The sequence below is a fragment of the Litoribacillus peritrichatus genome, assembly GCF_039537985.1.
Lineage (GTDB): Bacteria > Pseudomonadota > Gammaproteobacteria > Pseudomonadales > Litoribrevibacteraceae > Litoribacillus > Litoribacillus peritrichatus.
Window position 1 is genome coordinate 797,559 of sequence record NZ_BAABBN010000004.1, and the last position, 22,956, is coordinate 820,514.

Genomic DNA, 22,956 nt, shown 5'->3' on the forward strand with positions numbered 1-22,956 from the left:
AACATCAATGATCGTCACAAAAGAAACGGTGTGCTGGACTGTCCTTGAGTTCCGGCCCATTATGGAAGTGTCTATATTTTACGTGGATCAATAAGTGTCTTTTATGGCTACTAACCATCAATTTAAAAGATTGAATGCTGGCAGGGATTATATTGCTAATAATTATCAAGCACAGCTCAGCTTAGCTGGTATAGCAAAGAGTGCAAATATGTCCCCTTATCATTTTTTGCGTGTTTTCAAGGATATTTATGGAGAAACGCCTAACGAGTTCTTGATTCGGCTTAGGGTCGAACAGGCTAAGAACATGCTTATTACGGAAAATTTTAGCGTCTCAGAAATTTGCGAGAAAGTGGGTTACACAAGTCTTGGTAGCTTTTCTTCATTGTTTTTAAAACAAGTTGGTGTAGCGCCCACTTTATATCGTCGTAAGCTTTGGGCTTTGTCTACTGAAGCGTATTGTTTTCCCTCTCAGGCTATACCGGCATGTTATGCGTACAATTTTTTAGGAAAATTGGCTAATTGAGCAATATTGGAGAAATATCATTCTGATTATTTCGATAAAATAAAAATGAATTCACAGCAGGGAATATGTAGATGATCACATCCATAGCGCATTCAACAATTTACGTACTTAATCAGGACGAAGCGCTTGATTTTTACAAAAACAAGCTCGGTTTTGAGGTCGGTGATGACATGAAAGTAGAAGGAGGTTTTCGGTGGCTAACTGTATATCCGAAATCTAATTCACAACTTCAGTTGGTATTGGCAGAACCAAAAGAGGGGCCGATGTTCACCAAAGACTCTGCCGATAAGATACGAAGTTTAATCGAAGAAGGCGCATTTGGCGCCGGCGTTTTCGAAACTGAAAACTGCCAAAAAACGTACGAAGAGCTTGTGGCAAAAGGAGTGAAGTTTATCCAGCCACCTACGGAACAACTTTATGGCGTCGAAGCTATGGGCATAGACAACTCTGGGAACTGGTTTAGTTTGGTTCAACGGTAAAATATAACTCATTCAGATAGGTTGCGCGCAGCCGCAACTTAATCTGGTTGAGCATGTCCACTTTAAGAATATAAATAGCTGCCTGAGAGGTATGAAAAATCATAAACACTGCTCTGAAATTCCATTTCCCCTCATCTTGGCTGCCATTGAAAAGAATTGGCTGGGCATTACACGCCGAGTTTAAATCCTCTACTCATTGAGCATTTGATCCAACATTCTGCGTTTAGGTGACTAACTCAGGGGTGGTGCCAAATTTTGTGGGTAACAAAGGCACCTCCTTCACCGGCTTACACATAGAAGTAATAAGACCACCGTCAGTCAGATCAGTGATTGTTTCTACTTTGTAGTGACTGAGTACACGTTTCAGCTCCACAGACATCTCTGACAATCTAGCCCCAGACGTGGCCAAGGCCTTGGCGTTATCAGAAGACGACGTTGCATCATCAGCAATACGAACAACACTCTGCGTAATTTCATCGGCTACATAAGATTGCTCATGTGCTGCTGTCGCAATTTGAGCGCTCATATCGGTAATTTTAAACACAGCCTCAGCAATGCTCTGCAAGGTATTTCGAGCTTCATTGGCAAGAACCACTGCATCGCTCGCATTGGTTTCGCTCGTACGCATAACCTGTGCAACGCGCTCAATGCCCGATTGAATTTTCTCAATAACGGTTTGAATTTCTTGTGTGGAGTTTTGGGTTCGTTGCGCCAAGGTTCGGACTTCATCTGCAACAACTGCAAAGCCCCGGCCTTGTTCTCCTGCTCTTGCGGCTTCAATTGCAGCATTCAACGCCAATAAATTGGTTTGTTCGGCAATGGATTGAATCACATCTAAAATACTGGTGATGCTTTTGCTGTTCTCTTCGAGGTTTTCTACTACAGATACTGCATTGACTAAATCCCGGCTGAGATCTTGAATGTTCCCAACCACATTGGAAACAACTTTTTCTCCTTGCTCTGCCTGAGTCTTTGCTTCTTCTGCAGACGCAGAGGCTTCTTCTGTCCTTCCTGCGACTTCACTCACAGAACTGTTCATTTCTGTAATGGCACTGGAAGAGGCATCCAGTTCTTTAGATTGATTATCCACAGACTGTGCTGTACTTGAGCTGGCAGTCGCCACCTCATTGGCAGTGTCTGCAATCTCATCACTGCATTTCAGTACCGACAAAATCGATTGTTTCATGCCTTCCGCTATGCGGTTAAAACTATCAGCAATCAGTCGCATTTCATCCCGTGTTTGAATAGCCAGACGGGCTTCTAAATTCCCATCACATAATTCTCTGGCCATATCAGACATATCTTTGATATTTCTTCTGATACCTAAATAAATGCCCATAAAAAAGAAAATAAGAACACTGGTGATAACGGCAATGATAATCGCCATACTGTTAAACGAAGCCGAGGCCGCTGATACCCGTTCAGTCATCCGTTGTGTCAGTACCTCTAATAAAGAATCATACAAAGCCAACAGATTGCCAATGGTTTTCGTACCCGTTGCGAAAAAGTCACTCGCTTCGATCGTTTTAGAAGTAGCTTCTATCACATGCTGTTCGGTAAGCTGGATAAACGTATTTAAATCTTTCACCGCTTGTTGATAGGTTACTGACAATTCTTTTTCTAATTCAGGTGCCTCGTCAAACAGGTATCCCATGTCTTTCTGAAGGGCTTTTAAATAACGCTTATCCGCTAATGAACTCACGATGAGTTTATTGTTCAGCGTAAAGGCACCGGATGCGATTACGCCCGATCCCTTTCCTCGCAATTTCCCTAATGCCTCCACCTGATTAGGCAACGTAATCAGTAAGGTGTTTATGGCGTAACTGTTTGCGGCATTTTCTTCTTGTGAAAGCCCGCCCTCACGACCGACAGTATCTAAAAAATCCAGAACAGAAGTAATTAAGTCGGTGTACTCCGAAAAAACTAATTTCGCTTCACTATTAAATGCGGCATTGGTTATCCGCTGCCAACGATCGTATAAAGCACTGGGTTGACCACGGTAATCCTGACTCAAGATGGTGTGCTGCTTAGTCACTGTAAGCAGCTCTTTAAAGCTCTCTTCTACTTTGGCTCGCTTAGCTAGAATTTTACTTTCAAAATTTTTATCTCCAAGCAAATAGGCATTGGTCATGCCTCGTGTTTGAGCTATATCCTCTACTAAATACCTTAATGGCTGGATATAAAAGTTCGCAGAGAGTGCAGTCTTGGCTAAATTCTTCGTATTTAGCTCATCCTTCATGATGAGACCGTATCCCACCATCAACGGAATCAAACTGACTGCAATGAGTAAAAGAAATTTTTGCTTAAAAGTAAGATTATTCGAAACCCCAACAGCCAAATCTAAAATAATTTTCACTGGAACCCCCCTTTGAATGACCATCTCTGATTCATTTAAGAAGAATTCCAAAGATAAGCTGAATTTTTTTCACTCAATCAGATAATCGGTTCAGTAAAGCCAAATCAAAATATCGAACCTCGCCATCAACTGTCACAGACACCCGCTCAGTGTTGGCCTATTGCGGATGTCTTTTGCTCTTAGCGTAAGAAGGTTGCTTTTGGTGTGGTATTTCCTTTATTCGTTAACCTTACCAGGCAAACTCAAGTCGCCAGAAGCAATATCCATTACGTCCACCACGCAGAGTAGAGGTGCATGGACGCTTTGATTAACTCTGAGCCCTGCAGTCACTCCATCAAAAGAAGCGTTCTTAACAACGCCAATTTCTTCAAAAGGAACTCGTACTTGCACGCCATCCGAGTCAAATGTCGGGTTCCAGCCAGGGCTGTCTAACAGGATTGGCAAGCCAGGCCATGTCTTAGGCAGCCTGGGTTTAGCGCCTTCAGGAATGTCGACAACCCCTAAAGCGCCTTCTCCGCATTGTGCGTTGGGTTGTAATACTACCCAGTGACTGTGCCATACGTTTCCGTCATTTGTGGTGCTCCCATCTCCGTTCTCATCATAGAGTGGCGTATCATCAAAATCAGGGTGGGCGGTGACCGCTAATGCCAGAATGCCCGCTTTTTTCTCAAACCCGACCTCATAACTGTCTATGGTCGTTGGCCATACATAGGAAAATACATGGCTGCCGGCTAACTGACCGGTGGGTGTCGGTTTGTTAGTACCTGCTTGGTCAGATACTGCCATGTGAAAGGTTGCAACATTTCCCTCTGTGGTAATTTTAGTGTGGATGATGTCAAACGGAGCAATGGTCTCCGCATTTTTTGCTGACTGAATATCGCCTGAATGGGGCTGGTGAGCGCAGGCGGGGAGCGCAGTGCTCGCGACGACAAGTGTCGCAATAAGAGAAAGTTTTGACATTATGCACCTCCTTTCACGTCTTCAAGTGATGCGCCAAAATTAATATGAAAAACATTGCCGGCTAACATCAGAGCAGGGACTGACTTGATACCGGCTTCTTCTGCTGCACGAATTTGTTCTTTATCTTCGCCCAAATGAATGACTTCAACGTCAAAGCGATTTTTATCTAACGCTTCGAGTACTTGTTGTTCGGCGCTTAAACAAACTGGGCAACCGGCGTGGTAAAAAATGGCTTTATTCATAATGGTTCCTTAATTTTGATTGTTTGTATCGACTCGATACTATTTAAAGGTTGGCAAATTATTTTGAGCTTGTCAATATAGTTTTTAGTCGATACTATGTGGGGATGAAATCAAATCATATATACGATTATGTTGAGCGACTTAGCGAACTGCTGAGGGTTGACTCTCGTCAGGCGGGTGCCGAATTCGGACTTCAGCCGGTGCAGCTGGAGGTTTTACACTATTTATCGATCTGTAATCGGTATTCAGATACCCCTATGGCTGTCACTGAGTACTTAGGCTTAACGAAAGGCACGGTTTCACAGACATTGAAAGTGCTGGAAAAAAAGGAATTGTTAGTTAAGCAATTGGATGAAAATGACAAGCGCATCCAGCATTTGAGGTTATCTGCCGATGGAACAAAGCTATTAAATGAAACCATCCCAACGGCTATGTTTGTTAATGTCTGTAAGGTATTGCCTGAGTCCAAGCAATCCGAAATCACATCTGCGCTTAAATATTTATTGACCACCTTGTTAGAGACGAATGGTTTAAAAACTTTCGGTATCTGCAGTTCTTGCCGTTACAACATTCAGACGGAAGACAGTCAATATTATTGTGGTTTGGTGGAGCAACCGTTGTCCGTGGATGATACAAAACTGATTTGCCGAGAGCATGAGAGTAAACCTTAATGGTGTGTGGCCATCATTTACTTTTGCTCAACATTGGTTATGGATCATAGTTAAGTGATGCATCAATAAAGGTGTCTGAAGAAGGGTTGCTATTCAGATTGATTGGGTTCTGTTCGATGTTAACGATCATTGAAAAGCGGGTTCTGGCCATTGAACTCAACCAAGGTATGGATGTCTGTTAGACTGCATTTTCATTTTCTGTTGGAGTTATTTTGTGTCGTCTTTTCTGAAATATATTTTCGTTATTTGGCTGTTCGCTGTATCTAACATTTCGTTTGGGTTGTCTTACGATTTAGAAATTACGGAGCAAGCGCTTCAAGAGAAAGTGTCGGCCATGATGCCGATTGAGAAAAAGCGGATGTTTGTCACCGTAACCTTGTCTGATCCGCAAGTGGATTTATTGAAGGATCAGAACCGAATCGGGTTCGTGGTGAAAGTAACGGCGTCAATGCCTGGGCAGCTGCAAGGATCGGGTAGAGCAAGTGTGTCTGGGTCTGTGCGTTATGAGCCTGCCTCCGGTGCTTTTTATGTGGATGACCCGGTGGTCGAAAGCTTTGATGTTGAAAAGCTGCCTGCTAAATATGCACCTATGCTTAAAGAGCTGTCTCAAACCACCATTTCCAAAGCTTTAATGCAGTACCCCGTATACACTTTGGATGAAAGCCGGTTTGACCAGAAAATGGCAAAATCAATGCTTGAGTCTGTGGAGGTAAATAATGAAATACTCTACATCAAGCTAAAGGCATTTTGATTTCGGGAGTGGCGGATGGATTTGATCGAAACCTCACTTGCTATTGCATTAGAAGCGTATGCAGGGCAAAAAGATAAGGCAGGAAAAAGCTATATACTTCATCCATTAAGGTTGATGTCGAAGGCAAGCACCGAGTCTGAAATGGCGGTGGCTCTGTTGCACGATGTTATTGAGGATTCTGACATTACGGCCAACGAGCTGTTGAGTCGAGGCATTCCATCCGAGGTGGTGGATGCTGTGGTTTGTTTGACCAAGCAAACGGGTGAGGAGTATGAGCACTTCATTGATCGGGTCTTGACCAATTCACTGGCAACCCGGGTTAAGCAATTGGATATTGAAGATAATATCAACGTATTGCGGCTGGCGTCTTTATCGGACAAAGATCTTGAGCGGGTGGCGAAATACCATGCTGCATGGCAAAAGCTGAATCAAAGCTAACAATGATTGGTGTTCCGTCAATCCGCTTGTTAACTTTGATTCATGTTCGATGTTAAGGGTTAAGATCAGTTCACTGTGAAGTTACGGCTGGTGCCTGTGTAGCCGACGATGTTGCCTGACCAAGGCTTTTTCTTATCTCCGTAATGCTTTAAACGATAGGTGCCTGGTGCAGTGTTTTCCGGAATGGTCCAGGACAAGATGGCGTGAGACGTTCCCCAGAATCCATCAATGCGTTGCCACTCAAATTTGGTTTCCCAGTCATTGTCAGTTGCGACAACCTGCCATTTACCGTTCATCAGTCGTTGTACTTCCATGAACGTATCTTGTGTTCTTAGATTATTTTTAGGGTGACCAGACCAGAATTTTACTTTGACGGTTTGGCCTCGTTGGTAACTGCTGTTGGCGTTTTGAACCACATCCCCTATGGACTTGAAAACCGGTGCCTGATCATGCACCACTCCGGTCTGGAAGTTCACTGTTTCTCCAGTCAGGTCTCGCGGCACAGGCTCTTGAGCGGGGAAAGGCACCGGAGTTAAGCCGGGTTGTGGCGTTTGATTTGAAGGCAGCATGTCTGCGGCCAGCTGATAAAAGCTTTGTTGGTAGGCCGCTAATGTCCAAGGGCCAAAATGAGTAGAACCGCCTTCATAGTGTTGCAGGTCGTACTCTTCTTTGGTAGTTACGTAACCACTGTAAGCGTTGGACAGAGCCGCAACGACGGTGTAGTCCAGCTCGTTGCCCAGCACGCTTTCAACCGTATTCATGATCCGGCGGCCGGACATGATGGTGAATTCGGCAGGTACGGCTAAGATGCCCAGTTGACCGATTTTCTGAATGGAAACCGGCAGCACTTCAGGGCTCCATGGATAGGGTGACGTTTTTCCTTGGGCCACCAATACGGCTTTTGGGGCGTGACAATTGAGATCCTCCTGTGTTGGGGTGACAATCATGCTGGTAATGAATTGCAAAAAAGGATTGGCCTCAGTGGTGCCTTCGCTGAATAAATCCGGCCCGCGACCGTCTTCTGTTCCTGCTGCGAAGGATTCACCGAGTGCTGCAACGCAGGTGGTGACTTGTGTGCCGTTGGTGAAATCGCCTGATATCACGGTATTGGACATATCCACGTATCGCTGTCGAAAATCAATGCTGCCCGTTAATTGTTCCGAGGCGTTTTGGTAAAGTTCCAGTGCTTTTTCAAATTGCCTTTCTCCTATGATACGAACGTTTTCAAAACGATCAGCGGTGGGGCCACGGCCTTCCGAGTCGGGATTCACGTTCGGTGACATGTCGCCGGCATTACTGATCGCAAAGGCGGCCACAAAATCATTGTTGTTACGATAAGTGGTGCCTTTCTCGCCTTTTTCCATTAAGTAAGAAGCATGGCCTTTGTTGTCGCCACTGAGTACCTTGTGGTCTTTGCCCATGGCATTGGGGTGAGTGGCGAACCAGTTCAACATGCCCACTTCTTTGTTGCCTTCCTGAACGAACTTTAAAACCGTCATCGGTTTTTCGATGTTGGAGCCATATTTATTTCGTTCTGTCTCGGGGTTTTGATTGTAGGCCTCGACCGATCGGTTGTAACTTGCGTTGGTCAAATCTCCCCGGTTTACCAAGATGTAACCTGGTTTTAAATCGTTGTGGGCTTTTTCAATGGAAGCGACAATGCCATCGACCTGAGCGTCGTATGCTTGCTCGATAAAACCAAGAATCGTGATGTCATACAGCGCGTAGTGCGATTGGCCTCCTACCGCTGAATGGGTGTGGGTGGCGCTGAGCACCACGTTATCTTCGTTGTATAAGTCACCGTATTTCAGCCGGAGCTTTTTCATCACTCCTTGAAAAACGGATTGAGGCAGCGAGCCAGCATCGACACTGACAAACATAACGCGTTTACCTTCGTTTGGGTCAACCACGGCAAATGCCCGGGACCATTGCCTGAAATGAATACCGGCACTTTTCTGATCCGGGTTGGCGTAGCCCATTAGGCCAACTTCTGCGGCCGGGCCCGTGACATCGTGCATCCCGCGACCCACCAAATAGTTGTTTTCGTAACTGAAGGCACTGTTTGCGCTGAATGCCAAACTGCAAAGCAAGGCGGCTTTTGATGCGGTGTTTTTAAAGAAAACAGGCTTAGATAACATAGATTTAGGTAACATTAGCGACTCCTGAACTCATCAAGAACTGCAGCTAAAACCTCATTGAAACTTCCCCGGAATGAGGTTTTGGTTATCAAGACGGGTTGTATTTTTATTGTTGTTTTCATTGATGGCTGTGTGTTTCCATCAATGTGCTTCTTATATAAATAGTGGGGGAAAGGCCTTGCGACAATGTGCAATCTGGCCATCGGTTTGATGTGGCCATATTGAACAATGCGGATTAGCGCTGCACAGTTGACTGAATTCGCGCTATGCTCAAGCATGAGCGCTTTGATTAAAAATGAACGCCACTGTGATGAATTAATGGAAGAAAAGCCCGAGAGACGGATATGAAAAAACTCAAGAACGAGAACGAGTTACTTAAAAAAGCAATTCTGGAAGGCGTGAAATACGGAGAAGCAAGAGGTGCCGTCGAGTTTGAACCAACCGACTCCGCCTCTGAAAAAATTGAATACATTTACCGGCTTCTTGTGCACGATAAAGTCATTCAGCCGATTCCTGAAGATCAGATTTCACAGAAGTCGATGAAACATAAACTTGCGATTTGGGCGTCTAAAATGAAGTAAGGTTAATTTTGCCCGTTTCTACGGCCTAATAATGACTGACTGGTTAATATTAAACTTTATTTACAAATAAGAACCGGGAAAGGGAGGCATCTTCGTGTATAGTGTTTGTTTAAACGCTTTATGAAGGCTCAAGAGTTCCGATGGCAGTGAAATCGAAATCAGTATCTAAGAAAAAAGAAACCCAGGCAGTTGAAACGTCTCTTTCAATTGAAGAGCAAACCCGAGCATTTTTAAGCGCTGGCGGCAACATTGAGCAAGTAAACACGGGAGTCAGTGGTCAGCAAAGTATGAAGGGCACAAAACACATTGTTTTGAATCCTTCGAATCTCAGCACAGCGCCAACTCGTAAAAACTAGAATTTCCTCCCTGAGGCTCAGAACCGAGAGCCTCATTGTTTAAACCCTTTCTCATGTGTTTTAACGCTTGTGTTAAAATACCGCACTTTCAGCAAATTGTGTGATGGATAAAAGTCGGTATGTCAGACTTAAAATATCTCAGTGCTTACTCGCCGGATGTAAAAAGCCAGGTTCAAAACCTGATAGATCAAGATCGCCTGGGCGACTTTCTTCTAAAAAAATACCCGACCGCACATCAAATCACCACCGACGGTGCACTGCGGGATTACGCGATGGATCTAAAAAACAGGTTCATCAAAAAATCTCCACCGCTAAGCAAGGTCATTTACGATAAGAAAATTCATGTGGTAAATAATGCTCTTGGTCTGCATACCTACGTTTCCAGGGTTCAGGGAGGAAAATTAAAAAGTAAAAATGAATTGCGGGTCAGCGATATGTTCCGAAAAGCGCCTGAAGAATTTCTAAATATGATCGTGGTTCATGAATTGGCACATCTTAAAGAAAAAGATCACAACAAAGCCTTTTATAAGCTCTGTGAACATATGCTGCCAGATTATCACCAGCTTGAATTTGAAATGCGTCTGTACCTGACTCATGTGGAAATGGCAGGGGCGATTTATTGAATTAACTTTAACCGCCGACTTGCATTCTATATCAATGACCTCATTAACCCTTTATTGTTAGTTGATATATCAACCAAGTGTATCCCCCCTCATTAAAGGCGGTAAGTCAGAATGTTGAAGTGGTTATGGAGTTTTATAAAACCCTATCGTGTGCGATTAACGGTGGCGATCTTTGCGCTGTTAGTGACGACTGCGCTGACGTTGTCTTTAGGGCAGGGAGTCAAGTTGATGATGGATCAGGGTTTTGCGGCTCAATCCATTTCTGGTTTAGCCGATGCTTTGACCTTGTTTGTTTTCATTGTGATGGGGCTTGCCGTTGGGGCTTACTTTCGGTTCTATATGGTGTCCTGGTTAGGCGAGCGCGTAGTGGCGGACATTCGTAAAAAGCTGTATCGCCACTTAATGAGCCTGCCCCCCAGCTTTTTCGAAGATAACCTGAGTGGAGAGATTCAAAGCCGTTTAACCACAGATACTACGTTATTACAGACTGTCATCGGTTCTTCTTTTTCTTTTGCTTTGCGCAACAGTCTGACCTTCATTGGCGGTTTGGCATTGATGTTTGTAACTAACGTTAAACTTACTCTCATTGTGTTAGCTGTGGTGCCTTTAATCGTGTTTCCTTTGGTGTATTTTGGCCGTAAAGTAAAGAAACTGTCCCGAGACAGCCAGGATAAAATCGCCTCGGTGGGTGCATGGGCGGGAGAGAGTCTGCAACACATTAAAGTGGTTCAGGCATTTACTCGTGAAGACTTGGTTAATGAGCAGTTTTCCGATGCTGCAGAAGGTGCTTTTCAAGTTGCGTTAAAACGGATACGTCAACGAGCTTTATTGATTGCGTTGGTGATGTTGCTGGTTATGTGTTCCATTGCTGGCATGCTGTATGTCGGTGGCAGTGATGTGATGACGGGGCAGTTGTCGGCAGGTGAGTTGGGTGCCTTTGTTTTCTATGCCATTATGGTTGCCGGCTCTTTGGCTGCGGTGACTGAGGTGTATGGAGAAGTTCAACGGGCTTCTGGTGCTGCGGAACGGATTCGCGAGCTGCTTGCCACTGCCCCAGAAATCAGTTCGTCGGCTGAAAAAGGAAATCTATCTATTGAGCATAAAACATCAGTGACAGATCAAGTACAAATCCGATTTAACGATGTTAGTTATTCCTATCCATCCCGACCCAATACCAAAGCGATTGACGGTTTAACATTGTCGGTCGCGCCGGGCGAACGCATAGCTTTGGTTGGTCCCTCTGGGGCGGGAAAATCCACCTTGTTTGATTTGTTGTTACGATTCAGAGACCCGCAAGCCGGTGAAATCTCGGTTGAAGGCCATTCGTTGCATGACCTGAATCTTAACGAACTTCGTGCTCAGTTTGCATTAGTGCCCCAACAGCCCGTGTTGTTTAGTACCAGTGTGTGGGATAACCTTCGGTATGGCAGACCCGATGCCTCAGAAGAGGAAGTAATCGCCGCAGCTAAGGCGGCACATGCTCACGAGTTCATTACGCAGCTGCCGGATGGTTACCACTCTTTTCTGGGGGAGAGTGGCGTAAAGCTCTCGGGCGGCCAGAAACAGCGGTTGGCCATTGCCCGTGCGATTCTGCGTGACCCTAAAATCTTATTGTTGGACGAAGCCACCAGTGCTCTGGATGCCCAAAGCGAGCACTTGGTGCAACAGGCGTTGAATGAATTGATGAAGAACCGAACTACGCTGATTATTGCACACCGGTTGGCGACGGTAGCGCATGTGGATCGGATTGCGGTATTTGACCATGGGAAGCTGGTGAATGTTGGAACTCATGACGCTTTGATGGACAGCTCCGAATTGTATAAGCGATTGGCTGAGTTACAGTTTAATCAAGTGGTGTAGGGATAGAGGTTAGTTGGGTCGTACATTTTCCTAAGAAGTTCTAATACTAATCTATAAGAGCGACACTGCGAACAAAGCAGAAATAGGTCACAGTCTCGGTATTGTTTTTTTTATTAACTTGCCGTATTGAAACTTAGAACCTTAAAATCGCTGCTTTAAATTCGATTGATCATTTTCAAACAGTACATTGTTAATGAACATTGATGTTCATAATCTTAAAGGAATAAGAAATGAGTGAAATACTACTTTGTAAGCAATCAATGAGTGCTCAGGTTTTAAACAAAGAGTGTGGTTTGAACATAGATCAATTATCAACCTGTAACGCTTCCAGACCTTCTATTGTTTCAGCTCATACACCTTATATTATTGGAAACCCTTCATCTTCTTTTGGTCTGAATGCTCTATCACAATTGGATATCAGCCGTCGGTTAACTGATCTGTCTTTATCGTTTGGCGGTGATAATGTCATGGCATTATCTCAAGTAACCTCAACTTTGAAGGACTTCAATGTTGGGCTAATTGGTGCGACTACCAGTGTTTATGCTAATCGTATCGGAGGATTTGCTGGAGCAGTTAAGGACTATCAAGCGGCATTAATGGAGTATCATCAGGCGATAAAGTCAAACTCTGCTCTTAAAACTTCAGCTAAGCAGAAAGCGCAGTCTGCATTTAACAAGATGCAGGTTAAATTCAGGAATGAACTGAAGGTGGCTACAGCAGGCATAAAAAGTAGGCGTGGTACGCCTCTTACAAATGTTAATCGTGGAACTAATATTGCCAGAAGCAGTAGAAACGCTGCAAAACTCAATGTGATGAATCAAGTGCAGGCCAATAATTTAGTTAAATTCACGAAACATGCAAAATTTTTGGGAAATGGTCTTGCTGTAATTGATTTTAGTAGTAGAGCTGGACGTGTCCATAATAGTTATCAAGCGGGTGGTAACTGGGAAAGGGAATTGTTCATTGAATCGACCAGCTTTGCTGCTAGTGCTGTAGCTGGCTCTGCTTTGGTGAGTGCAGGCTCAGCTGCTTTAGGATTTTTAATGGTTGCAACACCTGTTGGTTGGGTTGGCCTCATCGTTGGAGGCGTTATTGTTGCTGGAACTTCTGCTGTAGGAGCAATGGCAGTTAATAGTGCTGTTAAAGACAATAGTGGTGATTGGTATGACTCAATACTGAAAGCTATAGGTGTTTAATGAGTATATTTTCTCAGTTATTAGCTTTAGCTTGTTTACTGATGTTTATTTCAGGCATTCTATATGTCTTATTTGGTCAAGTGACGGTTAGGAAGTTGCGAAAGAACCCAAAAACCAAAGATGCGCTAGGTTTAGAGTTTGTTAGCGGCTGGGATATTATTAATGTTGCCCAGACCTTGGCTTTTCCTAAATCTTGGACAAATAAGCTTGAACATAGCCCCATTTCTTCAATGTACGCTAATGCTGAAATATTGCGAAAGCATACGAATCAGTTCGATAAAATTTTAGGTGTTACTTTTTATTGGTTATTTATGTTCTCTGGTTTATCTGGTGTGCTGTTAGTATTGCTAAACTTTCTGGGTTTGTTTGATGGCTGACTTGGCCTGATATAACTGTGTAATTAATTTTTAAGAAGCTTGCTTTCATGCAGGCTTTTTTGTAAGACGATCTGTTTTTCCTACATGCGGACATGAGCCGACTGCCCTTAATTAGGTTTCTTTGCTTGTTTTTGACTTCTATAGTCGGATTGGTTCTATATGATAGATAAAACTTTTGTTGTTGGTTTTTTTATTTTTGCGACAGTAATTATTGGTTTTCTTTTTGTGCTATTTGGCCAGATTACTGTTAGAAAATTACGAAAAAACCCAAAGACAAAAGATGCTCTAGGGTTAGAGTTTGTGAGTGGTTGGGGAATTATTAATGTTGCTCAAACGCTTTCGTTTCCCAGGTCATGGTCCATAAAACTGGAGCAAAGTGCAATTGGGTCTATGTATGCCAATTATGAGCTACTTTATGAAAATACAAGTAAACTTGACCGCTTTTTAGGCGTGTTATTTTATTGGCCTTTCATGATAGTGGGTCTATCTGGTGCGCTGCTGGTTTTGTTAAACTTTCTTGGTTTATTTGATGGCTGACTTGGCCTGATATAACAGCGTAATTAATTTTTAAAAAGCTTGCTTTCATGCAGGCTTTTTTCATATTGCTGCTGTACATCTTCAAGCTCCGAAAAGAACGAATAAAAATAATTAAAATTTTTTACAAAATGTCGACTTGTCGAGATCCCATTCGACTACTGTATAGAGAGTGCTCTTTAGGAGGCTAAATCGTTCTTATTTCATCTGTATAACAACTCAACATCATAAAGTTCAAAGCAGGCGAATAGACAAAAAAGGAGAAAGCACAATGAAAGTCATGGTGATGGTAAAAGCAAATAAAGACTCGGAAGCGGGCGTCATGCCAAGTCAGGAATTGTTAGCGGCTATGGGCGAGTATAATGAGGCATTAGTCAGTGCCGGTATTATGGAAGCGGGAGAAGGGCTTAAACCCAGCAGTCAAGGTGCTCGTGTTCATTTCAATGGTAAAGATCGTACTGTGACGAAAGGGCCGTTCATTGAGATCAATGAGCTGGTGGCAGGGTATTGGATCTGGAAAGTGGACTCTCTTGAAGAAGCCATTGAATGGGTGAAGAAGTGTCCGAACCCGATGGAAGAGGCATCTGATATTGATATTCGTCCTATTTATGAGATGGAAGACTTCGAAGAAGTCGATACCGATGGCAAGTGCCTCGATCAAGAAAAGACGCTTCGGCATACCATTGCCATGCAAAAGGCTCAGGTGAATAACTATCTTTTCTTCTCAGGCTGCTGTGAGGAAGCATTGGCGTTTTATCAAACGCATTTGGGAGCAAGAGTCGACATGTTACTGCGTTTCAATGAAAGCCCGGAGCCTATGCCTGAAGGCATGTTACCGCCGGGTTATGAAGAAAAGGTGATGCATTGCGAGTTTGCTATTGGTGATATGACGATTTATGCATCAGACGGTTGTGGTGATGAAGGCGCGTTTGCCGGCTTTAATCTAGCACTGACTATTGACTCTGAAGAGGAGGCTCGTCGAGTGTTTGAGGTTCTGGCGGACGGAGGGACTGTCCGTATGCCTTTGGAAAAAACTTTCTGGTCTCCTTTGTATGGACAGGTGGTCGATAAATTTGGCATGGGGTGGATAGTAATGTTGCCCCCTGTGGCGTAACGAAATCATTCAGGCGGAAAGTAATGTTCCGCCTGCTCGCTATGGCAGTGTGGGGATTCGTCCGGTGCGTGAATTTCAGGACGAAGGTAACGTGGGTTATTAACAAACATAGGCATTTGGTTGAGCTAGTCCAATGTGAATAGTGCTTTAAATAAACAGAGGAGAACGATCATGGGGTATCTAGACGGTTACGTCTGTGCTGTTCCGACAGACAAACGTGATGAGTATCGTGAGCATAGTGAAGCGGCGGCACACGTCTTTAAAAAGTATGGTGCTGAACGCGTGGTTGAGACTTGGGGCGATGATGTGCCGGATGGCGAGGTAACGTCTTTTCCTATGGCGGTTCAATGCAAGGAAAATGAAACGGTGGTATTTTCGTGGATCATGTGGCCTTCAAAAGCGGTGCGTGATGAGGGCATGGCTAACTTCATGAAAGACCCCATCTGTGACATGGAGAAAAACCCCATGCCATTTGATGGAAAACGTTTGATCTATGGTGGCTTCAACATCCTGCTCGATGTTTAGAGGTTTTGATGTTTAAAGGCTTTAAAAGCGGCTCAAACGTGTTAGCTCGGCAAGAGGCTCAGGGTTCAGCCAAACGAGCAGTGCGATCAGCGGGAAAAGATAAAAGTAGGCGTTCATCAGGTAGTAAATAATTGGGGACGCCTCTTTGAGTTCCATGAAGTAATCAATGACCAGTCGGGCTTTGATCACAATCATGCCGCAAATCAGCAGGGTAATCATAACGCTTGGTTCGGCTTTCTCTGCAATGAACGCATTGAGTAACGTAATGCCAATCATTACGCACCAAAGGCGATCAAGATGTTTGGTACTAAGATAAGGTTGTGAGTCCTTGCTGGTGTTGGTGTTTGTTTCAGTGTTCATGTGCTTCTCCTTATCAGCGCAGTACATAGAGCAGTGGGAAAATCAGAATCCAGGCTAGGTCGATCATGTGCCAATAACAGGCGGCAGCGATTAACCCTGTATGGTTATTGGCATCAAATGCGCCCGACTTGATTTGAAAAATTGACCAGATGATGCCACCGCTGCCCCAGCCAACATGCAACATGTGGTTGAAGGTGGTGTAGTAATAGATGGCAAAAAAATTGTTGGTGTTGGTTTCAATGCCGCGATCCATGTTCCATTGGTACTCCCAATATTTCACGGCTAAGTAAATTAATCCGCAACCGACGGTCATCCACAGCCAACGCATGGCTGCGAGGGGATTATTGTTCCGTAATGCAAAAATCCCTTTTACCGCAAAGTAGCTGCTGCTGATCAGAACTAAGGTGTTCACTGTGCCTGCGGTGGTATGAAGTTCTAATGGGCCATTGAGAAATTCCTCCGGGTAATGTGCTCTGGCGATAAAATAGATTACGAAGAAAATAGCGAACTCCGAGAGTTCTGAGAATATACCAACCCAGATGGCAGGATTACCCGGAATTCGTTTGGGGTCGAAGGTTGGTTGGGATTGATTGTCTTCTGCGGGCACATCATCCAAAGGTATGGAAGCGAGCGAAGTGGTTTGTGTGTTCATAGTTTTTTTACACCTACATCCTTAAGCGGTACTGAGCAACAATTGTTCGTTGTTTGCTATTAATTGGCAGAATCCGTGCCATCAGAAGTCTCTCTTAAAGTTGACTAAAATACTCGGAAATAAATAAAGAGATAATGAGTTAGGTCAATGCAAACACTATATTCAGAGCAGAAGACTATATGCAGTGGCTTTATTTGGGCGCGTTATTTCGTGGGTCAGGCGATATATCGAACTGGACGAGCAGTGTTTCCATCGTTTCTGACTTGCAATATTTGCAGTGCATATTGTTTCAGTTTTTATTGCGGATAAAGTTTGTTAATCAATGGAGTGATCAAGATATATTTATTGTCTTTCTGGGCAGGAAATGGTGTTTTAAAATGTGGCCTAAACTCTATTTGTTTTAAAATGTACCAGTGAGACAGCAATGGATCAGCCGTTAATTCAAGTTAATTTACACGATAAAGAATCACTCAAGGACGCAATCTTAACCTTCTCATCCCAACTGCGGGATGCCTACCAAACTGGCGAGCTTATCGACAACGTCGGTGGTTTTATTACCCACAATAAAGAAGCTTTTGAAGCTTGCCATCTGCTAAATCAGGATCAGTTTAAGGCGATTTTTATGATCAGCCCTGATCATGAATTGAAATCCGATGCGGTAGAGCCTCTGTCTGATGAGCTGTTAGAGCGCGTAAGTAATGATGCAGTGTATCTGCGCTTTTCTCACATGGTGGTGTTTCAGCACGCATTAGAACATGAAGAATTGAAGCTTTTAATTGTGACCTTCTGTGAGGAACTGGTTGAGTTCAGCATGCGGGTAAACTCTTCTAACGAACTCTTCTTTTCAAGCGAAATGTTGTTCGGTATTTACCTGTTGATTTTGGTGACGGAGAAATACCCTGAATATGCCTATTTGATTGGCGAGTATTATCCGGAAGACAGCGATTACAATCAGATCATGTATCACGGCGCTGATTACATGGCATACCTGTTCCAACAACACGGCTACAGTGATCTGTACCTAGATGCACTGGCTAATTGTCGTTTTAAAAATATTCTGGGTTGTATTTTGACCCGTTATGTTTTTGAAGAGAGGGAACGGTTTGTTCCTAACTTGTTGCAATGTTTTTTAAAGGATGAAAACAAGTATCTTTATTACAAAAAGGCTTTGATTCAGTCGTTCAAGCGTCGACCGAAGGCCGTTATGGAGTATGATCCGCTTGAAATACTGGAAGATGATTTCGACGCTATCCGTGATCTGTATTACGACGATGAAGACTACCGTCACGAATCGATTTCAAGTGATGCTGCGGAGGAAGATTTTGATGACCTGATGTTTCATGGCCGTACCATCCTCGACACACGCGAGGCATTGAAAAATGAGCTGTTTGATGTGGTTAAAGGTGTGCCACTGAAAGATCTTTGTTACTACTCGCAACCGGTTTACGACGAGACAACAACGCTGGCGGATATTCAGGACGACCCTTTTTATCAGGAGTATGATGAGCATAACGAGTATGAAACCAACAAGAGTTTCTTCTTGGAATGTTTCGAGAACGGTGAGCAAATTTTTGCTTATATCGAAGAAAATAAGTACCCGGAAATTCTTGATCAGTTAGAACCCATCAATTTCCGAAAACTTGCCTTTGAGAATAAGCATTATATCTACAAGCGTTTCGAGTACTTTGGCTCAGGCAGTATGCAGCTTTCACCAGATCTGGACCAAGATATTACTCTGGAAGACATCATTGAACGCTTCTTGGTGACCTATCAAAATCCGGACAGTTTTTATATTGAAGACGATGGTGAAAAGGCACAAGACGAGAAGTGTTTAAGAACCTTGGATGTGCTGGTGCGCCTGTTTGGTAAAAAAGAGCTGACAGGCGATGAGATTAAAATCATCAGCAAAGACTATGAACTGTGCAGTAAAAAAGAAGCCGTTGAGCGTTTTACTGTTAAGGCGTTGACTAAGGATGACATCAGACGACGGGTGTTTCATCTGATCAACGAACCTATGGTGGATCACTTTGGTTTGGTTCGGCTGAACGAAATTCATGAGCTTTATCAGCGCGAGAAAGCCGATTTCGCGGACATGTTGCAGGACATCATCAAACTTGCTCATCATTTCACGCCGGACGACCTCCTTGGCGTATTACCTGCGTTGAATCAGACCGAGTATGCCTGGGGCGCTCAGCTGTTGTCGGTGGCGTATATCTTGTCTAAAGAGGCGGATAGTTTCTTTCCTGATCAGGATTTGGAGCCTCTGTGGGCGTTCTATTTCGAGCATATATTTAAACGCGTTTATTTTGAGTTTAAAGGCTTGAATGCGTTCTCTGATGCGTTTGAAGAGGAAGAGCGGGCAAAAGCCCCTGTGCTGATCGATCAAATCAAGGCGTATGTTGATGCTCAGGCGAAGAGCTCTGGTGGCTTATTTGCTCGCTTTATGAAGAAGACGAGTACAGAACCTGATGACAGTGATGCCATTACAAAAGAGCAGGCGCTGGCGATAGTTCATGAATTACTTGTTCGAGATGAAGATCAGGATGAGGAAGATGATCGCACGCCTCTGTTTATTTCTGATGATATCGGCATGGTTCTGGCGTCTATGCTGTATGTGGCTAAGGTGGCAAAAGCCCCACAGAAGAAACAACTTCTGAGCTTATATGAGCTGGTTCTGGAATTGTTTCCATCAACTACCTTAATGGCCAGTTTCCTTGAGTTTTCGGACGGCGGCAAGTTCTGCCGTCAGTCGACAGCTGAAGAAGTTGAAGCCTTTTGCGATCTTCTGTCAGACTTGAAAATTGATGAAAAGTATGCCTTTTTGATCCGCATTGCTGTTGTGCATGAAGTCAACGAGTACGAGGATGATCTGGATGATTTTGAAGAAGAACATGGTCTGAAGCGCTTGTACGAAAACGTGCTGAACATTTATCGTAGCAAGGATGACGTTGATCCCGATGATACGGGCATGATGGCCGCGCGGGAGAAGAAGTTAGCAGCTGCGATTACCAGTGCCGTTGAGATGTTAAATGAGGAAAACCGTGAGAAATTCCTGAGTTTTGTTTAATTTGGGAAACCATGAACACAGCAAGGAGGTTTTATGTTCCCACTCGAAGTATTCGTCACTTACACACTTGCTTGTCTATTGTTGGTTATCTCTCCAGGGCCGGACAACCTACTTGCGGTAGGGCGAGGGCTAAGCCAAGGTCGATTGGCTGCGACCGTTTTAGGCCTTTCGTCAGGTGCTGGTATTCTGTTTCACGTAATAGCTGCCACCTTTGGGCTGACGCTATTAATTCAAACGTCTGAAATAGCCTTTTACGTGGTGAAGATTATTGGCGCTGCGTATCTCATCTGGTTGGGTGTTAAAGTCCTTCGCTCGAAGAACTTGTTCTCATTGGAACCTGCGAAAAAACAGCCGCTGAAAACCATCTTCTCAACAGGTTTTCTTTCGGCTGCACTGAATCCAAAACCAGGGATGTTCGTGCTTGCGTTTGTTCCTCAATTTGTTGATCCGAGTTTAGGTTCCGTGACAGGCCAGATGATTGGCTATGGGGTTTGGTTTGCGTTGTTAACGGCCATCGGTTTCAGCTTGATGGGCGTGTTTTCTTTTCAATTATCAGATTGGTTGAGAAACCGACCTAAGTTGGTGTCTGGCTTAAATGTTGGAGCAGGGGTGACCTTTGTTTCTTCCGGCTTAGCCGTGGCTTTTATGAAGCAACGTTAGGGTGTAGTAATCATGACTTTAAGTAATCATACGTCTGAACAGCTGAATGAGTGGATTAATTCAGGTGTGTTGTCATCACGCTTAAAAGAAGAGGCAATAGAGGTTTTAATCAGTAGAGGCGATTTCCAGCAAAGTGAGGCGCCAGCTTCCAAGCCTGAGCGTTCTAAAAAGAGCTTTATCGCTTCTATGGGGCGGTTTCCTCTCGGTCGCGTTATAGTCCTATTTTTTATACTTCCATTTCTTCTTTTATTGGTGGAAGCGAAAATATTTTTTGCGGAAAAAATACCACTAGATGGCGTAGTTGCGACTTCATTAATGACGTTTATGGCTGTGTATACCACAGTGGGGGCGGTAATTGTTTATTCGACGTTACAACGGTTTAAACACATTAAAATGCACCCGAGACGATCTATTGCCATTTTCCAAATGTATTCGATATTGTTTTTGATGGTGGCTGCCAGCTGGATGCTTTTGATTGAGCGTTAAGAGGGTGGTTAGGAGTCACCTTCTTAATTTAAATTAACCAACCGGTTAACATTATAAAACATTAAATCTGCCTCGGATCATCTTTGTCGTATTTACATTGTTCATCAGTTTCATACAATTCCGTACCTTAAGGTTTATCAAGGATGATGTTGTATGCCTACCCAACGCGCAATGTTTCGTGCTGCTAAATTTCCCTTCCTATTTTTTCTTCGACAGTGCCCTTGCAGAGCTACGTATCTGAGTGCTCGTATCTGTGTTTTTTACGTTAAATGGATCGTGTGTCCTTGAGTTGCATAAGGAATAAGAGAGTTTTATGAAAAAGTTTTTATTGATGTCGGCATTGCTGTTTAGCGGCAGTGTCTTTGCAAATTCATCCTGTTCGGATAATGCCTTTCGGGCTTGGGAGAAAGATTCTAACCAGTTCCGTAACAGCCTTTTTTGGACGTGTGATTCTTATCCGGCAGATGACTCGTTAGAGGTGATGTTGTATCACACATGGGTTGACGGAAAAGACGGTGAGCGTCATTTAATGTTACGGGTGTTGTTGGTCAAAACAGAAACCCCGGCAGTGGTTGCTTCGGGCAATTTGCATATTTGGGAAGGGCCAAATATTAGGGTGCGCGAGGGAGATTATGACCCAGAAGCGTTCATTATTGACAGCACCAATTACCCGTTAAACGAAACAACCAATGCCTTTGCTATTCTAGCGGATATTGCGGGTGATAATTATTGTAGCGACATTGTTCGGGATCAGTTTGTTACCTTATTTGTGCGTGAAGGTAAGGCATTGAAACCTGTGCTAAAACATCTGCCATTGCAGCAAAGATACGTGGTAGAGGGAACTGCTTGTGATCGTTATGGCGATAAGAAAACATTACACGGTCAAGGGCAATTAAGTTTGGCGGATACCAAGACTAATGGATATCGGGATTTGATACTGAGTACCGAAACTGTAACTGATGTGTACGATCAGTCTAGCATGGAAGAGCTAAGTGAGGCGGAAATGTTGGAAGAAGAATCGTCAGGAATAGAAACCAAGATCTATAAAACGACATTGAAATTTGATGGTCATAGGTATCCGGTGAAATGGGAAGAGCTTCCGGCTAAGGAATGGTGGCAGTTATGAGATCTTTATATAGCACCTTGAAGTTAATGGCAGTAGGCACTCTGTTTTCTGCTTCTGCAGTGATGGCTGCTCAGACCTGTTCACCCGAGCAATTGGAATCGTTAGAAGAGAGCAAGCACCTGTTTGGTCCGCTTTCTTGGCCAGTATGTAAAGCACTGCCTAATCGTCCGGAGCTGACACTGGCGTCTTACTTTGTCTGGACGGATGGTGCAAAACAGGGTGAACGCACATATCAGTGGAATACGGTGATTCTCGACAGTAAGCGCCATAAGGTACAGGCGGTCCATCGTGAATTCATCCATGAAGGGAAACAGGCAAAAATTCGTCCGGACAGTATCTGGTTGGATACGGCCAATTATGCCTTGAATGATCAGGTCAGAGCATTCGGTGTTCGGCTACATACAGGCGCTGACCTTGGCTGCGAACGTGAGTCTCGTGGACAGTTCTTGAATTTATTTGTCTATCAAAACCACATTCTGACTCGGTTGGTTGAAAACTTGCCAACGGAATACTCACGAGTTCATGAAGGGTCTATGTGTGACAATAGTGTTGAGTGGGAAAAAGAAATTGCCAAGTCGCATCTGCAGATATTGCCAACCACGCATTACGGGTTTGCGGACATCAAACTGAAGTCCAAGGGTGTTTTTGAGAGTAAGTCAGACCACAGAAAAGAAAGCAGAAAGGGGGTTGAGAAATCCCGAAGCCACACTTACATCTTCAAATACAATGGAGAAAAATACAGTATCGACCGATCCGAGCTGCCAAGTTACCGCTGGTCTGATCCAGAGAATCTCTAGGTATTCTTAGTCTGAACAAGACATTTGATACTCAGCATCGCCTGCTGAAGGCGAGTCACCTGGCACCTATTATTGTATATATTG

General features: G+C 43.9%; 25 protein-coding genes. 19 read left to right on the forward strand and 6 right to left on the reverse strand.

The genetic code is table 11. From position 1 onward, the window contains the following. Positions 1 to 103 precede the first annotated feature (103 nt). On the forward strand, positions 104 to 523 hold the full coding sequence (locus tag ABD744_RS04845) for a helix-turn-helix domain-containing protein (protein ID WP_344796018.1): 420 nt from the start codon (positions 104 to 106) through the stop codon (positions 521 to 523). Positions 524 to 594: 71 nt separating this feature from the next. Next, complete coding sequence (locus ABD744_RS04850) at positions 595 to 1,002, forward strand: VOC family protein (protein WP_344796020.1); 408 nt, start codon at positions 595 to 597, stop codon at positions 1,000 to 1,002. A gap of 223 nt (positions 1,003 to 1,225) precedes the next feature. Here ABD744_RS04850 and ABD744_RS04855 read toward each other — a convergent pair whose 3' ends face one another. The 3 genes from ABD744_RS04855 to ABD744_RS04865 all read right to left on the reverse strand — a co-directional run bounded on the left by ABD744_RS04855 (position 1,226) and on the right by ABD744_RS04865 (position 4,560). Beyond that, entirely contained in the window at positions 1,226 to 3,358 is a 2,133-nt protein-coding gene (locus ABD744_RS04855; RefSeq protein WP_344796022.1) for a methyl-accepting chemotaxis protein, read from the reverse strand. A gap of 216 nt (positions 3,359 to 3,574) precedes the next feature. After that, complete coding sequence (locus ABD744_RS04860; protein WP_344796024.1) at positions 3,575 to 4,318, reverse strand: hypothetical protein; 744 nt, start codon at positions 4,316 to 4,318, stop codon at positions 3,575 to 3,577. Beyond that, positions 4,318 to 4,560, reverse strand: coding sequence for a thioredoxin family protein (locus tag ABD744_RS04865; protein WP_344796026.1), 243 nt, complete (start codon positions 4,558 to 4,560; stop codon positions 4,318 to 4,320). The genes ABD744_RS04860 and ABD744_RS04865 overlap by 1 nt, the downstream gene beginning before the upstream one ends. 104 nt (positions 4,561 to 4,664) lie before the next feature. On the opposite strand from ABD744_RS04865, the gene ABD744_RS04870 reads away from it, so the two are divergent. The 3 genes from ABD744_RS04870 to ABD744_RS04880 all read left to right on the forward strand — a co-directional run bounded on the left by ABD744_RS04870 (position 4,665) and on the right by ABD744_RS04880 (position 6,420). Continuing rightward, positions 4,665 to 5,231, forward strand: a complete 567-nt coding sequence (locus tag ABD744_RS04870) for a MarR family winged helix-turn-helix transcriptional regulator (protein ID WP_344796028.1) — start codon at positions 4,665 to 4,667, stop codon at positions 5,229 to 5,231. A gap of 214 nt (positions 5,232 to 5,445) precedes the next feature. After that, the gene (locus tag ABD744_RS04875; protein WP_344796030.1) at positions 5,446 to 5,982 is read left to right on the forward strand and encodes a DUF1439 domain-containing protein; all 537 of its coding nucleotides are present in this window, start codon (positions 5,446 to 5,448) and stop codon (positions 5,980 to 5,982) included. Between the two features lie 15 nt (positions 5,983 to 5,997). After that, positions 5,998 to 6,420 (forward strand): GTP pyrophosphokinase, encoded by a 423-nt coding sequence (locus ABD744_RS04880; protein ID WP_344796032.1) that lies wholly within the window; start codon positions 5,998 to 6,000, stop codon positions 6,418 to 6,420. Positions 6,421 to 6,485: 65 nt separating this feature from the next. On the opposite strand, the gene ABD744_RS04885 is transcribed toward ABD744_RS04880, so the two are convergent. Continuing rightward, positions 6,486 to 8,573, reverse strand: a complete 2,088-nt coding sequence (locus ABD744_RS04885; RefSeq protein WP_344796034.1) for a neutral/alkaline ceramidase — start codon at positions 8,571 to 8,573, stop codon at positions 6,486 to 6,488. A 329-nt stretch (positions 8,574 to 8,902) separates the two neighbouring features. Here ABD744_RS04885 and ABD744_RS04890 point away from each other — a divergent pair, with 329 nt between their 5' ends. The 9 genes from ABD744_RS04890 (at position 8,903) to ABD744_RS04930 (ending at position 15,724) form a co-directional block, all read left to right on the forward strand. Beyond that, positions 8,903 to 9,139 carry a DUF5062 family protein gene (locus ABD744_RS04890; protein WP_344796036.1) on the forward strand — a complete coding sequence of 79 codons (237 nt, stop codon included), beginning with the start codon at positions 8,903 to 8,905 and terminating at the stop codon, positions 9,137 to 9,139. Positions 9,140 to 9,279: 140 nt separating this feature from the next. Continuing rightward, positions 9,280 to 9,495 (forward strand): hypothetical protein, encoded by a 216-nt coding sequence (locus ABD744_RS04895; protein ID WP_344796038.1) that lies wholly within the window; start codon positions 9,280 to 9,282, stop codon positions 9,493 to 9,495. A 119-nt stretch (positions 9,496 to 9,614) separates the two neighbouring features. Continuing rightward, on the forward strand, positions 9,615 to 10,118 hold the full coding sequence (locus ABD744_RS04900; RefSeq protein ID WP_344796040.1) for a YgjP-like metallopeptidase domain-containing protein: 504 nt from the start codon (positions 9,615 to 9,617) through the stop codon (positions 10,116 to 10,118). Positions 10,119 to 10,229: 111 nt separating this feature from the next. After that, the gene (locus ABD744_RS04905; protein WP_344796042.1) at positions 10,230 to 11,978 is read left to right on the forward strand and encodes an ABC transporter transmembrane domain-containing protein; all 1,749 of its coding nucleotides are present in this window, start codon (positions 10,230 to 10,232) and stop codon (positions 11,976 to 11,978) included. Positions 11,979 to 12,208: 230 nt separating this feature from the next. Continuing rightward, a complete protein-coding gene (locus ABD744_RS04910) occupies positions 12,209 to 13,174 on the forward strand; it encodes a hypothetical protein (protein WP_344796044.1) in 966 nt (321 codons plus the stop codon). Then, positions 13,174 to 13,551 carry a hypothetical protein gene (locus tag ABD744_RS04915; RefSeq protein ID WP_344796046.1) on the forward strand — a complete coding sequence of 126 codons (378 nt, stop codon included), beginning with the start codon at positions 13,174 to 13,176 and terminating at the stop codon, positions 13,549 to 13,551. Before ABD744_RS04910 ends, ABD744_RS04915 begins: the two co-directional genes overlap by 1 nt. A 159-nt stretch (positions 13,552 to 13,710) precedes the next feature. Beyond that, complete coding sequence (locus ABD744_RS04920) at positions 13,711 to 14,088, forward strand: hypothetical protein (RefSeq protein ID WP_344796048.1); 378 nt, start codon at positions 13,711 to 13,713, stop codon at positions 14,086 to 14,088. A gap of 268 nt (positions 14,089 to 14,356) precedes the next feature. Continuing rightward, entirely contained in the window at positions 14,357 to 15,199 is an 843-nt protein-coding gene (locus tag ABD744_RS04925; RefSeq protein ID WP_344796050.1) for a YciI family protein, read from the forward strand. A 171-nt stretch (positions 15,200 to 15,370) separates the two neighbouring features. After that, entirely contained in the window at positions 15,371 to 15,724 is a 354-nt protein-coding gene (locus tag ABD744_RS04930; protein ID WP_344796052.1) for a DUF1428 domain-containing protein, read from the forward strand. A 21-nt stretch (positions 15,725 to 15,745) separates the two neighbouring features. On the opposite strand, the gene ABD744_RS04935 is transcribed toward ABD744_RS04930, so the two are convergent. Together ABD744_RS04935 and ABD744_RS04940 are read right to left on the reverse strand one after the other, a co-directional pair. Further along, positions 15,746 to 16,084: a cytochrome C oxidase subunit IV family protein gene (locus ABD744_RS04935; RefSeq protein WP_344796054.1), complete on the reverse strand. Its 339-nt coding sequence runs from the start codon at positions 16,082 to 16,084 to the stop codon at positions 15,746 to 15,748. Positions 16,085 to 16,097: 13 nt separating this feature from the next. Beyond that, a complete protein-coding gene (locus tag ABD744_RS04940; RefSeq protein WP_344796056.1) occupies positions 16,098 to 16,736 on the reverse strand; it encodes a cytochrome c oxidase subunit 3 family protein in 639 nt (212 codons plus the stop codon). Positions 16,737 to 17,160: 424 nt separating this feature from the next. Here ABD744_RS04940 and ABD744_RS04945 point away from each other — a divergent pair, with 424 nt between their 5' ends. The 5 genes from ABD744_RS04945 to ABD744_RS04965 all read left to right on the forward strand — a co-directional run bounded on the left by ABD744_RS04945 (position 17,161) and on the right by ABD744_RS04965 (position 22,872). After that, complete coding sequence (locus tag ABD744_RS04945) at positions 17,161 to 19,803, forward strand: hypothetical protein (RefSeq protein WP_344796058.1); 2,643 nt, start codon at positions 17,161 to 17,163, stop codon at positions 19,801 to 19,803. Between the two features lie 33 nt (positions 19,804 to 19,836). Then, on the forward strand, positions 19,837 to 20,463 hold the full coding sequence (locus ABD744_RS04950; protein WP_344796061.1) for a LysE family translocator: 627 nt from the start codon (positions 19,837 to 19,839) through the stop codon (positions 20,461 to 20,463). A gap of 12 nt (positions 20,464 to 20,475) precedes the next feature. Next, positions 20,476 to 20,949, forward strand: a complete 474-nt coding sequence (locus ABD744_RS04955) for a hypothetical protein (protein ID WP_344796063.1) — start codon at positions 20,476 to 20,478, stop codon at positions 20,947 to 20,949. 313 nt (positions 20,950 to 21,262) lie between these two features. Continuing rightward, on the forward strand, positions 21,263 to 22,075 hold the full coding sequence (locus tag ABD744_RS04960; protein ID WP_344796065.1) for a PA3715 family protein: 813 nt from the start codon (positions 21,263 to 21,265) through the stop codon (positions 22,073 to 22,075). Continuing rightward, positions 22,072 to 22,872: a PA3715 family protein gene (locus ABD744_RS04965; RefSeq protein ID WP_344796068.1), complete on the forward strand. Its 801-nt coding sequence runs from the start codon at positions 22,072 to 22,074 to the stop codon at positions 22,870 to 22,872. The genes ABD744_RS04960 and ABD744_RS04965 overlap by 4 nt, the downstream gene beginning before the upstream one ends. Positions 22,873 to 22,956 lie beyond the last annotated feature (84 nt).